This is a genomic window from Pseudomonas sp. 18-147 (assembly GCF_051048045.1).
Lineage (GTDB): Bacteria > Pseudomonadota > Gammaproteobacteria > Pseudomonadales > Pseudomonadaceae > Pseudomonas > Pseudomonas aeruginosa.
Map to the genome: position 1 here is coordinate 3,983,079 of NZ_CP182296.1, position 14,643 is coordinate 3,997,721.

The following is a 14,643-nucleotide window of genomic DNA, read 5'->3' on the forward strand; positions in this document are numbered from 1 at the left end:
AAGGGAAGCACAAGTCGGCCAATGCTAGCGCAATTTACCCCTTCTGCGCTCGCCGACTTGGCAAACTGCGTGCTAAGAATTCCCCTGGCCCTTCAGCAGCCCTCGTCGGTGGCAATGACTCTACCTTCCCTGACATCGTTCATGCCTCATTTCGGCGCACCTGCGCTGCTCCTGCTGCAGTTGCTCGCGGCCCTGCCAGCGACGGCCGCGGAGACCGACGCGACGCCATTGCGCTTCTCGGTGATGGAAAGCTGGAGCATGCCGTTGGTCCGCCTGCAACGGGGCCAGCCGATCGACGGCATCGTCTACGACATCACCCGCTCCCTTGCCCGGCAGGTCGGCCGCAAGGCGCTCTACCACCCCTACCCGCGCGGGCGCATCGAGCAGGCGATGAACGCTGGCGAAATCGATGTCCGCTGCTACATCAGCCCCGCCTGGCTCAGCCACGACTTCCCCGGCTATCGCTGGAGCGTCGCGCTGCTGGTGCAACGCGACATCCTGGTCGCCCGCGAAGGCTTCGCGCCGATTCCCGAGGCGCTGCCGGCCCAGCGTATCGGTACCGTCCTTGGCTACAGCTATCCCCACTTGCAAGCGCTGTTCGACATCGGCCGACTGCGCCGCGACGATGCGCGCACCCAGGATCTGGTGCTGGAAAAGCTGCGCGCCGGCCGCTACCGCTACGCGGTCAGCCATCAACTGTCGCTGCACTGGAGCAACCGCCAGGCGCCGGGGCAGCCGCCACTCCAGGAAGCCGCGCAGCTCGAAGAGACGGCGGTGAGCTGCATGGTGCGGGACTCCGCAGAGGTTCCGGTGGAAGCGATACTGAAGACGTTCGAGGAAATGAAGCGCAGCGGAGAGATCGAGGAGATACTGCAGCGCTACCGATAAGAGCGGCGGCGGCGTGCGGAAAATGGCGGGCCTGAAATGGAGGCGGCCCCGCCAGCCACACCCCGGCACACGATGTTCCCGCTGTGGCTGCTTCCTTCCGGACCTGACCAGGTTGACGGGTAATCGTTGCGGGGGGACCGACAGGGCCACCATTGCAGCCTACCCTCGGGTAGGCCGCGCCATTCTACCGGCTTGCGCGTAAGTTACAACCACTTCAAGCACTTACGTTTGCAATCCATTTCGCGAAAGCGGTTCATTGCTGCTGGATCAGACCCTCCGGCGGCGGCTGGGTCGATACGCTCAGCTCGGTATCGACATACAGGTCCAGGGTGCCCCAGCCCGGCTTGGTGCTGAACGACGCATACTTCTCCTCACCGCGATGGAAGGAGAAGGCGATCCGGTAATCGCTGCCGCCGAACAGCTTCACCGGAAACTCGCGGACCTGGCCGGGCCGGATCTCCCCGGAGAAGGTTTCCACGCCCTGCTCCTTGTAGCTGTAGGCGATCGGCGCCGAAGCCTGGCCACTGTAATGCAGCAGGATGCGCGGCCGCTCGCTCCAACCCACGTAGGCGCCGAACAGCACCACCAATGCGAGCACGCCCAGCAACCGCTGCTTTCTTGCCTTGTCCATCGTTAACTCCAGTCTTCGGAAATCTTTCGCAGCAGCGCCGCCGCTTCAGCGGGCGACGCCGTGCTCGTCGAACAGTTTCAGCAGGCCGTCTTCGTCGAGCACCTTCACGCCCAGCTCGTTGGCCTTGGCCAGCTTCGAGCCGGCGCCGGGCCCGGCGACCACGCAGTGGGTCTTGGCCGACACCGAGCCGGCCACCTTGGCGCCGAGCCCTTCCAGCTTGTCCTTGGCCACGTCCCGGCTCATCGCCTCCAAGGTGCCGGTCAGCACCCAGGTCTGCCCGGCCAGAGGCAGGCCTTCGACCGCCTTGCGCTCGCTCTGCCAATGCATGCCGAACTCACGCAACTGCGCCTCGATGGCCAGGGCACGCTGCACGTTGGCCGGCTCGTCGAAGAAATCGCGCAGGCTTTTCGCCGCTCGCTCGGGCAGACGCTCCACCTGGCGTAGATCGAGCCAGTCGGCGCGGATGATGCCGTCGAGCGAACCGAAGCGGCTGGCCAGCTTTTCCGCGCCGGTGGCGGCGATGAAGGGAATGTTCAGCTTGTCGATGAAACCGGCCAGCGAGGCACAAGCGGCGAACTCCGCGGCGACCTCGCCCTCTTCCTGCAACTGCACGCCATGTTCGGCATCGCGCAACTGGGCGATCACCTGGCGGTTGTGCTCGTCGGCGAAGAAGTTGTGGATCTCGTAGGCCACCTCGGCGCCGACGTCCGGCAGGTAGGTCAACACTTCCGGCAGCGCCTTGCCGATCCGCTCGAGCGAACCCAGCGAACGCGCCAGCAGCTTGGCGGTTTCCTCGCCGACGTCGGGAATCCCCAGGGCGAAGATGAAGCGCGCCAGCGAAGGCTTGCGGCTGTCGGCGATGGCCGCCAGCAGGTTGTTGGTGGACAGCTCGGCGAACCCTTCCAGCTCGAACACCTGTTCATAGGTCAGGGTATAGAGATCCGCCGGCGAGGCGACCAGCCCGCGATCCACCAGTTGCTCGACGATCTTGTCGCCAAGACCGTCGATGTCCATTGCCCGGCGCGATACGAAATGGATGATCGCCTGCTTCAACTGCGCCTGACAGGAGAGGCGGCCGACGCAGCGATAGATGGCGCCCTCGCTGATCGACTCCTTGCCCTTGCTGCGCTTGACCAACTGGGTCCGCTCCACGGCCGAGCCGCAGACCGGGCAATGCTCGGGCACCTCGATAGCCTGCGCATCCGCCGGGCGGCGCTCGAGCACCACCTGCATGACCTGCGGAATCACATCGCCAGCACGGCGGATCACCACCGTATCGCCGATGCGCAGGCCCAGGCGGGCGACTTCATCCATGTTGTGCAGGGTCGCATTGGACACCGTGACGCCGGCCACCTGCACCGGCTTGAGGCGTGCCACCGGGGTCACGGCGCCGGTGCGGCCGACCTGGAACTCGACACCCAGCAGCTCGGTCAGCTCCTCGCGCGCGGGGAACTTGTGGGCGATCGCCCAACGCGGCTCGCGCGCGCGGAAGCCCAGTTCGCGCTGGAAGGCGATGCGGTTGACCTTGAACACCACGCCGTCGATCTCGTAGGCCAGCGCATCGCGTCGGCGACCGATGTCGTCGTAGTAGTCGCGGCAGGCCTGGGCGCCCTTGACCAGGCGCAGCTCGCGACTGATGGGGATACCCCAGCCGCGGAACGCCTCGAGGATGCCCACCTGGGTGTCCGGCAGCGTCCCGCTGACTTGGCCGAAGCCGTAGGCACAGAACTCCAGCGGGCGACTGGCGGTGATCTTCGAATCCAGCTGGCGCAGGCTGCCGGCCGCCGCGTTGCGCGGGTTGGCGAAGGTCTTGCCGCCGGTTTCCACGGCCTTGGCGTTGAGCGCCTCGAAACCGGCCTTGGACATGAACACCTCGCCGCGCACTTCGAGGATCTCCGGCCAGCCTTCGCCATGCAGCTTCAGAGGTACGTTGCGAATGGTGCGTACGTTGCTGGTGATGTCCTCGCCGGTGCTGCCATCGCCGCGGGTGGCGCCGCGCACCAGTTGGCCGCGCTCGTAGAGCAGGCTGACGGCCAGGCCGTCCAGCTTCGGCTCGCAACTGTACTCGACCTCCGCGCCACCGCCGAGCAGGTCGCCGCCAGGCAACAGGTCGGCCAGTCCTTCGCGTACGCGGCGGTCGAAGTCCAGCAGGTCCTGCTCCTCGAAGGCGTTGCCGAGGCTGAGCATGGGGATCTCATGGCGCACTTCGCCGAACGCCGAGGCCGGCGTGCCGCTGACCCGCTGGGTCGGCGAGTCGGGCGTCAGCAGTTGCGGGTACTCGGCCTCCAGCGCCTGCAACTCGCGGAACAGGCGATCGTATTCGGCGTCGGGAATGCTCGGTTCGTCGAGCACGTAGTAACGGTAATTGTGGGTGTCCAGTTCGGTTCGCAGTTGCGCGATGCGTTCGGCGGCAGCCTGGGTGTCGGTCATGGTGGGAGTCCGTGAAACGAAAAGAGCAGCCTCGGCTGCTCTATAGAGTAGTTCGCCCCCTCCCGTACGAAGAAAGGGGCTGTGGCCGGATCAGCGCTTCTGCATCAGGCTGCGACGCTCATGGTCGATGATGCGCTGGCGGTAGTGCTCGATGGTCTGGGCGGTCAACACGCTGCGCTGCTCGTCCTTCAGCTCGCCGTTCAGCTCGTGGGCCAGCTTGCGCGCGGCGGCAACCATCACGTCGAAGGCCTGCTTCGGATGGCGCGGCCCCGGCAGGCCGAGGAAGAAGCTCACGGCGCGGGTGCTGAAGTTGTCGATGTCGTCCAGGTCGAAAGTGCCCGGTTTCACCGCATTGGCCATGGAGAACAGGATCTCGCCATTGCCGGCCATGCTTTCGTGGCGATGGAAGATGTCCATGTCGCCGAAGCGCAGGCCGCTCTCGAGGATGTTCTGCAACAATGCCGGCCCCTTGAAGCCGCTCTCGTCGCGGGCGATGACGTTGATGATCAGCACCTCGTCGACCGGGGCAGGTTCGGCAGCAACCGCAGGGGCTTTCTCCCGCTCTTTCTCCTTGCGGCCCTTCGACTTGCCCTTGCGCGGCTCCACCGTCTCGGCGGCATCGCTCGGGTCCGCCTCCAGGGCCAGCCCTTCGTCGAGGTCCAGATCGCCCTGGCGCGGCTCTTCCTGGCGCTTGCCGCCCTTGCGTTCCTTGGCTTCGCGGGCGCTGACGCTGGGCAGGTCCTGTTCGTCGAAGGATGGCTCGCGATGCTCGACCACGCGCGCCGGCCCCAGCAGTTCAGCCGAGTCGCCGTCGTCGTCCGGCAGATTGGCGAAACTGCGGTCGAGCTTGAACTTCAACTTGCCCTTGCCGCCCCGCATCCGCCGCCAACCGTCGAAGAGAATGCCGGCGATCACGATAAGCCCGATAACGATAAGCCATTCGCGCAGACCGATATCCATGTAATTCCGTAGCCCCTAGTGAAAATGGTGAATAAAAAATGAAAAAAGGACGTCCTGTCCCTTGAAACGTGGAGCCAACCTTGTTCTGACAGAACTTTCCCACGCGATACAAAAAGTGGCCATTAAACTAACATGCCCATGCACAAGTTTACACTGCCTGACACTCAGGCTTCAGCCAATGCGACCGCCTCTTCCACGTCAACTGCAACAAGCCGTGAACAGCCCGGCTCATGCATGGTCACGCCCATCAACTGATCGGCCATTTCCATGGCGATCTTGTTGTGGGTGATATAGATGAACTGCACCTTTTCCGACATCTCCTTCACCAATCGCGCATAACGTCCGACGTTGGCATCGTCCAATGGCGCATCGACTTCGTCGAGCATGCAGAACGGCGCCGGGTTCAACTGGAAGATGGCGAATACCAGCGCCAGCGCGGTCAGCGCCTTTTCCCCGCCGGACAACAAGTGGATGGTGCTGTTCTTCTTGCCCGGCGGGCGCGCCATGATCGCCACACCGGTATCGAGTAGATCTTCGCCGGTAAGTTCCAGATATGCCGTACCGCCGCCGAATACCTTCGGGAACAATGCCTGAAGGCCAGCATTGATCTGGTCGAAGGTTTCCTTGAAACGATTGCGGGTTTCCCGGTCGATCTTGCGGATGACGTTTTCCAGCGTCTCCAGCGCTTCGGCCAGGTCGTCGTTCTGCGAGTCCAGGTAGCGCTTGCGCTCGGACTGCTGCTGGTACTCCTCGATCGCCGCCAGGTTGATCGGCCCCAGACGCTGGATGCGCGCCGCGAGACTCTCGAGACGCTCCTCCCAATCGCGTTCGCTGGCATCCAGGGGCAGGTTGGCCAGTACCGTATGCAGGTCGTAGCCGTCTTCGGCGAGCTGCTCCTGCAAGGCTTTGCGCCGCACCACCAGCCCCTGCCACTCCAGGCGCTGCTGCTCCAGCTGGCCACGCAGCAGTTGCGATTGCTGCTCGGCCTGGCCGCGGCGCTTCTCCACCTCGCGCAGTTCGCGATCGGCGTCTTCCAGGGCCAGCCGCGCCTGCTTGAGTTCGTCCTCGACGGCCATCCGCCGCTCCAGCAACTCCTCGAGCTTCATGCGCAGCTCTTCCAGCGGTGCCGCCCCCTCCTCCAGATTGAGGTTGAGCTGTTCGCAACGCTCGTTGAGGCGCGCCGACTGCTGGTCGAGGCGCTCCAGGGCCTGCTGGGTGGAATTGTGCTGCGCCTTCAGCGAGCCGACCCGCACCGCCAACTGGTGCGCATGGTCCTTGTGGGTGCGGGCATCCTGGCGAATCCGGTCGAGCCGTTCGCGCAGGGCGTCACGCTCCGCCAGCAGGGTTTCCCGGCGCTCGGTGTCCAGCGCCATGCTATCCAGCGCTTCCTGCAGGGTCAGGCGCGCCTCGCTCAGTTGCTCCTGTTCCAGCGCGCGCTGCTCGGCCAGTTCCGCCACTTCTTCGTCGAGACGGCGGCGACGCAGTACCAGTTGCTCGACCTTGGCCTGCTGCGCGGACAACTGCGCCTTCAGCTCGCCGTGCCGGCGCCCCTCCTCCTGGACCTGGCGCCGCACCTGCTCGCGCGCGCCTTCCAGCTCGCGCTGCTCGTCGCGGGCCGCAGCCAGACGCTCCTCGCCTTCGGCGACACGGGTTTCCAGGGCCTCCCGCCGCTCCTGCAACGCCTCCAGTTCCTGGGCGCGGGCGAGCATGCCGCCCTGGGCCTCGTCGCTGCGCCGGACCCGCAGGAAGTGCCGGCCGACCCAGTAGCCATCGCGACTGATCAGGCTCTCGCCGTCGTCCAGGGCGCCGCGCTGGGCGAGCGCCTGTTCCAGGGTCTCCACCGGTTTCACCCGGGCCAACCAGGGACTCAGGTCGGCGTCGGCGCGGACCTTGTCCAGCAGCGAACCGGCCGCCGTCGCGGCTCCGCGAGCGGGGCTGAGCAGGCGCAGCTCGCCCTTGCCGAAGCCGGCCAGGGCGAGCCCGTCGAAGCCGTCCAGCAAGACCGCCTGCAGATCCGCGCCGAGCACGGTCTCCACCGCCAGCTCCCAACCCGGCTCGACACGCAAGCCTTCGGCGAGGCGCGGACGTTGTTCCAGGCCCTGCTCGCGCAACCACTCCAAGGCGCCCTGTCCGGGATCGAGAGCGGCCTGCTGCAGGGCCTCCAGCGAAGCGATGCGCCCGTTCAGGCGCTGCAACTCGCCCTGCGCCTGGTGCTGTTCGGCGGCCAGTTGCTGCAATTCCTGGCGCAATTGTTCGAGTCGCTCGGCTTGGCCCTGCTCCTGCAATTGCAGTTCTTCCAGGGCCAGTTCGGCGATCGCCACCTGTTCGTTGAGTTCGAGGATCGCCGCGTCCTCGGGGTCGGCCGCCAACTGGCCACGCTCCTCCTGCAGGCGCCGCTCGCGATCCTGCAGGCGCTCCAGGCTCTGCTCCAGGTGCTGGATGCGCGACTGCTGCACCTCGGCCTGGCGGCGGGGTTCGGCGCTCTGCTGGTTGAAGGCATCCCACTGCTGCTGCCAGGCCTGCATGCCCTGCTCGGCCTGTTCCAGGGCGATGCCCGCTTCTTCCGCGGCGGCCGCGCTGAGTTCCTGTTCCGGTGCGAGCATGGCCATTTCCTCGGCCAGGGTCGCGAGCAAGGTACGGTCATGCCCGAGGTGCGATTCGGTTTCCTGGCGGGTCCGTTCGGCTTCGCGCAAGTCGTCCTGCAACTGGCGCTGGCGCTGCTGGCCATGCTGGATGCTCTGCTCGACCCGGGCGATGTCGCCGCCGACCGAATAGAAGCGTGCCTGCACCTGGTTGAAGCGTTCGGACAACTCGTGATGGCCGTCGCGCAGCCGTTCGATGCCGGCATCGGCACCGCGCTGCTCGGCCACCAGGGCCTCGAAGGCGATCTCCTGGTCGCCGATGACCCGCTCGCGCTGACCGACCTGCTCGTTCAGGTCGCGCCAGCGCACGGCACCCAGCTGGGCTTTGAGCTGGCGCTCCTCGGCCTTGTGCTCCTGGTATTTTTCCGCCGACTGGGCCTGCCGGTGCAGGCGTTCCAGTTGCCGCCCCAGCTCTTCGCGCAGGTCGGTGAGGCGTGCCAGGTTTTCCTGGGTCCGACGGATGCGGCTTTCGGTTTCGCGGCGGCGCTCCTTGTACTTGGAAATGCCCGCGGCTTCCTCGATGAAGTTGCGCAGGTCTTCCGGACGCGCCTCGATCAGCTTGGAGATCATGCCCTGTTCGATGATCGAGTAGCTGCGCGGCCCCAGGCCGGTGCCGAGGAAGATGTCGGTGATGTCGCGCCGCCGGCACTTGGTGCCGTTGAGGAAATAGGTGTTCTGCCCATCCCGCGAGACCCGCCGGCGAATGGATATCTCGGCGTACTGGGCGTATTCGCCCACCAGTGTGGTCTCGGCGTTGTCGAAGATCAGCTCGATGCTCGCCTGGCTCACCGGCTTGCGGGTATTCGAGCCGTTGAAGATGACATCGGTCATCGACTCGCCGCGCAGGTTCTTCGCCGAGCTTTCGCCCATCACCCAGCGCACCGCGTCGATGATGTTCGACTTGCCGCAGCCGTTCGGCCCTACCACTGCCGCCATGTTGCTGGGGAAGTTCACCGTGGTCGGATCGACGAAGGACTTGAACCCCGCCAGCTTGATGCTCTTCAGGCGCATGCGTGCGCTCCCGCCAGGGTCGCCATCAGCGTTCGGCGAGCGCGGCCAGCACCAGCTGGCAGTTGTGGCGGCCGTATTCCAGCAGGACCTCGCGGATCCTCGCCTCGTCACGGGCGATCACCGCTTGCAGGAGCTGAGCAAAACTGCCGAGGAACTGGTTCATTTCCGCCTTGCGCCGTTCCAGCGCCAGGTGGTAGGCGCGACTCACCGCCGGCAGCAGGTTTTCGACGGTCTCCTGCAGGTAGGGATTGTTCGCGAAAGGAAAGGCCGCGCGCATGATGTCGAAGCTGGCCTCGACGAAGCCGTCGATATCGCTTTGCGCCAGGTTGTTCAGCAGGCGCTGCTGGATGACCAGGAACGGTGCCAGCTCGGCTTCGCTGCGCCAGCGCCGGGCGACGCTTTCCGCCAGCAGGATGTAGAGCTGCACGATCAGCGCGTAGAGGCTTTCCACATGTTGCGGGGACAGTTCGGACACCTGGGCGCCGCGGCGCGGCAGGATGTTCACCAGGTGGCGGCGTTCGAGAATCAGCAGCGCCTCGCGGACCGAGCCGCGACTGACGTTGAGGGTCTGGGTGACCTTCTGCTCCTGGATACGTTCCCGTTCCTTGAGTTCTCCCCGGATGATGCGTTCCGCGAGGTGGTGGGCGATCTGCTCTGCCAGGCTGTCCGGGGCCTTGAACGTCATGGTGATCCTTTTATCCAGGGGCGCGTTTTCCGGGGGTATATGGATGGGAAGTGTAACACAGGGCGTTACCCCGCCGGCTTCCCGGCGAAGCGGCGGACAGAACGAAGGTTGGGATGGGGCAGGCCGGTCAAGGGAGGACAATTGTCAGACAATCTAACAAGATAAATACGAGGACTTCCCATGTTTGCCTCGCTTTCCTCTGCCTGGATGCTGCGTCTGAAAAAGTACGGCTACTGGATCTGGCTGATCGCGGTGCTCGGCATCCCGCTCAGCTACTGGTGGTCGCTCGGTAGCGACTACCCCAACGCCTGGCCCTGGCTGGTGATCAGCGTGGTGTTCGGGCTGATCCCGATCCTCGATGCCATCGTCGGCCGCGATCCGGCCAACCCCGAGGAAGCCAGCGAAGTGCCGGAGATGGAAGCACAGGGCTACTACCGCGTACTGTCCCTGGCCACCGTCCCGCTGTTGCTGGGCATGCTCGTCTGGTCCGGCTGGATCCTCGCCCACGAGACCCGCTGGGACTGGGTCGGCCAACTGGGCTGGATCCTGTCGGTGGGCACCGTGATGGGCGCCATCGGCATCACCGTCTCCCACGAACTGATCCACAAGGACCCGCAACTGGAACAGAACGCCGGCGGCCTGCTGCTGGCGGCGGTGTGCTATGCCGGCTTCAAGGTCGAACACGTGCGCGGCCACCATGTACACGTCTCGACCCCGGAAGATGCCTCGTCCTCGCGCTACGGCCAGAGCCTCTACTCGTTCCTCCCGCACGCCTACAAGCACAACTTCCTCAACGCCTGGCGCCTGGAGGCCGAGCGCCTGAAGCGCAAGGGCCTGCCGGCCCTGCACTGGCGCAACGAGCTGATCTGGTGGTACGCCATCAGCGCCCTCTTCCTGCTCGGCTTCAGCCTGGCCTTCGGCTGGCTGGGAGCGATCTTCTTCCTCGGCCAGTCGGTGATGGCCTTCACCCTGCTGGAGATCGTCAACTACGTCGAGCACTACGGCCTGCATCGGCGGCGCCTGGACAACGGCCGCTACGAACGCACCACGCCGGAACACTCGTGGAACAGCAATTTCCTCCTGACCAACCTGTTCCTTTTCCACCTGCAGCGCCATTCCGACCACCATGCCTACGCCAAGCGCCGCTACCAGGTGCTGCGCCACTACGACAGCAGCCCGCAACTGCCCAACGGCTACGCCGGGATGATCGTCCTCGCCCTGTTCCCACCGCTCTGGCGCGCGGTGATGGACCCGAAGGTGCGCGCCTACTATGCCGGCGAGGAATACCAGCTTACCGACACCCAGCGCATCTGAGCGTCCCGCCCCTGGGAAACGGCACCTTCGGGTGCCGTTTTCGTTTATGGGCAAACTGACTGACCTACAGGTCAAAAAATTATTTGACTCAAAAGTCAGTTTTTTCTAGATTCGCCTCCATAGCTCCTACCGTGGAGCCCTGTGCGGAAACCGCCCCACTCCGGCCGGTTCTCCTGCAAGGCCTAGAATTCAATAACAAGAACCCGCCTGGAGGCACGCCTTGATCAGGTTCCTGCTCAACCGGGAGATCCGCGTCGAAGAACGCCTGGACCCCAACCTCACCGTCCTCGACTACCTGCGCCGGCACCTCGGCAAGACCGGCACCAAGGAAGGCTGCGCCTCCGGCGATTGCGGCGCCTGCACCGTGGTGGTCGGCGAACTGGTCACCGGCGAGGATGGTGCCGAACGCATCCGCTATCGCAGCCTGAACTCCTGCCTGACCTTCGTTTCCGCCCTTCACGGCAAGCAATTGATCACCGTCGAGGACCTCAAGCACCAGGACCGCCTGCACGACGTGCAGCAGGCGATGGTCGACTGCCATGGCTCGCAGTGCGGGTTCTGCACGCCGGGTTTCGTCATGTCGCTGTTCGCCCTGCAGAAGAACAGCGCCGGCGCCGATCCGGCCAAGGCCCACGAGGCGCTCGCCGGCAACCTCTGCCGCTGCACCGGCTACCGGCCGATCCTCGACGCCGCCGAGCAGGCCTGCTGCCACAAGCGCGCAGACCAGTTCGACGCCCGGGAAGCCGCCACCATCGAGCAATTGCGCGCCATCGCTCCGCGCGAAACCGCCGAGCTGAACAGCGGTGACCGGCGCTGCCTGCTGCCGCTCACCGTCGCCGACCTGGCCGACCTCTACGGCGCTAATCCGCAGGCACGCCTGCTGGCCGGCGGCACCGACCTGGCGCTGGAGGTCACCCAGTTCCATCGCGAACTGCCGGTGATGATCTATGTCGGCCACATCCGCGAAATGAAACGCATCGAAGTGGGCGCCAACTGCCTGGAAATCGGCGCCGCCACCCCGCTGACCGACTGCTACCAGGCGCTGGCCGCGGACTACCCGGACTTCGGCGAGTTGCTGCAGCGTTTCGCGTCCCTGCAGATCCGCAACCAGGGCACTCTCGGCGGCAATATCGGCAACGCCTCGCCGATCGGCGACGCCCCGCCGCTGCTGATCGCCCTCGGCGCGAAGATCGTCCTGCGCCGCGGCGAACGGCGCCGCGAGCTGCCGCTGGAGGAGTACTTCCTCGACTACAAGGTCACCGCCCGCGAAGAAGGCGAGTTCATCGAGAAGATCCTGGTCCCGCGTGCCCGGCCCAGCCAGGCGTTCAAGGCCTACAAGGTCTCCAAGCGCATCGACGACGATATTTCCGCGGTCTGCGCCGCCATCAGCCTCGACCTGGAAGATGGCCGGATCGCCCGCGCCAGGGTCGCCTTCGGCGGCATGGCGGCGATTCCCAAGCGCGCCGCCGCCTGCGAAGCGGCGCTGCAAGGCGCGCGCCTGGAAGCCGCCAGCTTCGAACGCGCCGCCGCCGCCCTGGCGAACGACTTCACCCCGCTCAGCGACTTCCGCGCGAGCAAGGAATATCGCCTGCTGACCGCGCAGAACCTGCTGCGCAAATGCTTCCTGGAGCTGCACGCTCCCGCCGTCGAAACCCGGGTGACCGCCTATGTCTAACCATCGCAAGCCGCACAAGAGCCAGGAAGAGCTGGCCGACCTGTTCCGCGCCGAGTTGACCACCGGGGTCGGCCGCAGCGTCAAGCACGAAAGCGCCCCCAAGCACGTCAGCGGCGAGGCGATCTACATCGACGATCGCCTGGAGTTTCCCAACCAGTTGCACGTCTATGCGCGCCTGAGCGAGCGCGCCCACGCTCGCATCACCCGCCTCGACGTGACGCCCTGCTACCAGTTCCCCGGCGTCGCCATCGCCCTCACCGCCGCCGACGTTCCCGGCCAGTTGGACATCGGCCCGGTGGTGGCCGGCGACCCGCTGCTGGCCGATGGCAAGGTGGAGTATGTCGGACAGATGGTCCTGGCGGTCGCCGCCGACAGCCTGGAAACCGCGCGCAAGGCGGCCATGGCGGCGGTCGTCGAGTACGAAGACCTGGAACCGGTGCTCGACGTGGTCGAGGCCCTGCGCAAGCGCCATTTCGTCCTCGACAGCCACCAGCACCGCATCGGCGATTCCGCCGCCGCGCTGGCCGGCGCGCCGCATCGCCTGCAAGGCACGCTGCACATCGGCGGCCAGGAGCATTTCTACCTGGAGACGCAGATTTCCTCGGTAATGCCCAGCGAAGACGGCGGCATGATCGTCTATTGCTCGACGCAGAACCCCACCGAAGTGCAGAAGCTGGTGGCCGAGGTCCTCGGGGTTTCCTTCAACCGCATCGTCATCGACATGCGCCGCATGGGCGGCGGCTTCGGCGGCAAGGAAACCCAGGCCGCGGCGCCGGCCTGCCTGTGCGCGGTGGTCGCCTACCACACCGGGCGTCCGGCGAAGATGCGCCTGCCGCGCATGGAGGACATGCAGATCACCGGCAAGCGTCACCCGTTCTACGTCGAATACGACGTCGGTTTCGACGACGATGGCCGCCTGCACGGCATCCAGATCGACCTGGCCGGCAATTGCGGCTATTCGCCGGACCTCTCCGGCTCGATCGTCGACCGCGCCATGTTCCACTCGGACAACGCCTACTTCCTGGGTAACGCCACCATCAACGGCCACCGTTGCAAGACCAACACCGCCTCGAACACCGCCTACCGCGGTTTCGGCGGGCCCCAGGGAATGGTCGCCATCGAGGAGATCATGGACGCCGTGGCCCGCAGCCTGGGCAAGGACCCGCTGGAGGTGCGCAAGCTCAACTACTACGGCAAGGACGAGCGCAACGTCACCCATTACCACCAGACCGTCGAGCACAACCTGTTGGCGGAGATGACCGCCGAGCTGGAAGCGAGCAGCGAGTACGCCCGCCGCCGCGAGGAAATCCGTGCCTTCAATGCCGCCAGCCCGGTCCTGAAGAAAGGCCTGGCGCTGACCCCGGTGAAGTTCGGCATTTCGTTCACCGCGACCTTCCTCAACCAGGCAGGTGCGCTGATCCACATCTATACCGACGGCAGCATCCACCTGAACCATGGCGGCACCGAGATGGGCCAGGGCCTCAACACCAAGGTCGCCCAGGTGGTCGCCGAGGTCTTCCAGGTCGACGTGGAGCGCATCCAGATCACCGCCACCAATACCGACAAGGTGCCCAATACCTCGCCCACCGCCGCCTCCTCGGGCACCGACCTGAACGGCAAGGCCGCGCAGAATGCCGCCGAAACCATCAAGCGGCGCCTGGTGGAGTTCGCCGCGCGGCACTGGAAGGTCAGCGAGGAAGACATCGAGTTCCGCAACAACCAGGTGCGTATCCGCGAGCTGATCCTGCCGTTCGAGGAACTGGTCCAGCAGGCCTACTTCGGCCAGGTTTCGTTGTCCAGCACCGGCTTCTACCGCACGCCGAAGATCTTCTACGACCGCGAGCAGGCCCGTGGCCGGCCCTTCTATTATTTCGCCTACGGCGCCGCCTGCTCGGAGGTGATAGTCGATACCCTCACCGGCGAATACCGCATGCTGCGCACCGACATCCTGCATGACGTCGGCGACTCGCTGAACCCGGCCATCGACATCGGCCAGGTCGAAGGCGGCTTCGTCCAGGGCATGGGCTGGCTGACCATGGAGGAACTGGTCTGGAACGCCAAGGGCAAGCTGATGACCAGCGGCCCGGCCAGCTACAAGATTCCCGCCGTCGCCGACATGCCGCTGGACCTGCGGGTGAAACTGCTGGAGAACCGCAAGAATCCGGAGCAGACCGTGTTCCATTCCAAGGCCGTGGGCGAGCCGCCGTTCATGCTCGGCATCTCGGTCTGGTGCGCGATCAAGGACGCCGTGGCCAGCCTCGCCGACTACCGCGCGCAACCCGCCATCGACGCGCCGGCGACGCCCGAGCGGGTGCTCTGGGGCGTGGAACAGATGCGCCGGCTGAAGGCCGCCCAGGCGCAAGCGGCGGACGCCGCGGTCGAACCGGCCTGAACCGCCGCGATCGGG

The 14,643-nt window shown here is 65.6% G+C and carries 9 protein-coding genes and 1 other RNA gene; 4 read left to right on the top strand and 6 right to left on the bottom strand.

What is annotated here, in order from left to right; all coding sequences use genetic code 11:
- Window positions 1-21: 21 nt before the first annotated feature.
- Window positions 22-888 (top strand): substrate-binding periplasmic protein, encoded by an 867-nt coding sequence (locus ACM0M4_RS18860; protein WP_115288825.1) that lies wholly within the window; start codon window positions 22-24, stop codon window positions 886-888.
- A 46-nt stretch (window positions 889-934) separates the two neighbouring features.
- On the opposite strand, the gene ffs is transcribed toward ACM0M4_RS18860, so the two are convergent.
- From ffs to ACM0M4_RS18890, 6 genes are all read right to left on the bottom strand, one after another.
- Window positions 935-1,031, bottom strand: an RNA gene (gene ffs, locus ACM0M4_RS18865) — signal recognition particle sRNA small type.
- Window positions 1,032-1,141: 110 nt separating this feature from the next.
- Window positions 1,142-1,519 carry a hypothetical protein gene (locus ACM0M4_RS18870; RefSeq protein ID WP_003083354.1) on the bottom strand — a complete coding sequence of 126 codons (378 nt, stop codon included), beginning with the start codon at window positions 1,517-1,519 and terminating at the stop codon, window positions 1,142-1,144.
- Between the two features lie 45 nt (window positions 1,520-1,564).
- Window positions 1,565-3,949, bottom strand: a complete 2,385-nt coding sequence (gene ligA / locus ACM0M4_RS18875; RefSeq protein WP_003083353.1) for an NAD-dependent DNA ligase LigA — start codon at window positions 3,947-3,949, stop codon at window positions 1,565-1,567.
- 90 nt (window positions 3,950-4,039) lie between these two features.
- Window positions 4,040-4,909 carry a cell division protein ZipA gene (zipA, locus tag ACM0M4_RS18880; protein WP_003083352.1) on the bottom strand — a complete coding sequence of 290 codons (870 nt, stop codon included), beginning with the start codon at window positions 4,907-4,909 and terminating at the stop codon, window positions 4,040-4,042.
- A gap of 164 nt (window positions 4,910-5,073) precedes the next feature.
- On the bottom strand, window positions 5,074-8,562 hold the full coding sequence (smc, locus tag ACM0M4_RS18885; protein WP_003083351.1) for a chromosome segregation protein SMC: 3,489 nt from the start codon (window positions 8,560-8,562) through the stop codon (window positions 5,074-5,076).
- A 25-nt stretch (window positions 8,563-8,587) separates the two neighbouring features.
- Window positions 8,588-9,247, bottom strand: a complete 660-nt coding sequence (locus ACM0M4_RS18890; protein WP_003083350.1) for a GntR family transcriptional regulator — start codon at window positions 9,245-9,247, stop codon at window positions 8,588-8,590.
- A gap of 180 nt (window positions 9,248-9,427) precedes the next feature.
- Here ACM0M4_RS18890 and alkB2 point away from each other — a divergent pair, with 180 nt between their 5' ends.
- The 3 genes from alkB2 (at window position 9,428) to xdhB (ending at window position 14,628) form a co-directional block, all read left to right on the top strand.
- Window positions 9,428-10,561: an alkane 1-monooxygenase AlkB2 gene (gene alkB2 / locus ACM0M4_RS18895; protein WP_003083349.1), complete on the top strand. Its 1,134-nt coding sequence runs from the start codon at window positions 9,428-9,430 to the stop codon at window positions 10,559-10,561.
- A gap of 220 nt (window positions 10,562-10,781) precedes the next feature.
- Window positions 10,782-12,236, top strand: coding sequence for a xanthine dehydrogenase small subunit (xdhA, locus tag ACM0M4_RS18900; RefSeq protein WP_003083347.1), 1,455 nt, complete (start codon window positions 10,782-10,784; stop codon window positions 12,234-12,236).
- The gene (gene xdhB / locus ACM0M4_RS18905) at window positions 12,229-14,628 is read left to right on the top strand and encodes a xanthine dehydrogenase molybdopterin binding subunit (RefSeq protein WP_031684767.1); all 2,400 of its coding nucleotides are present in this window, start codon (window positions 12,229-12,231) and stop codon (window positions 14,626-14,628) included. Before xdhA ends, xdhB begins: the two co-directional genes overlap by 8 nt.
- Window positions 14,629-14,643 lie beyond the last annotated feature (15 nt).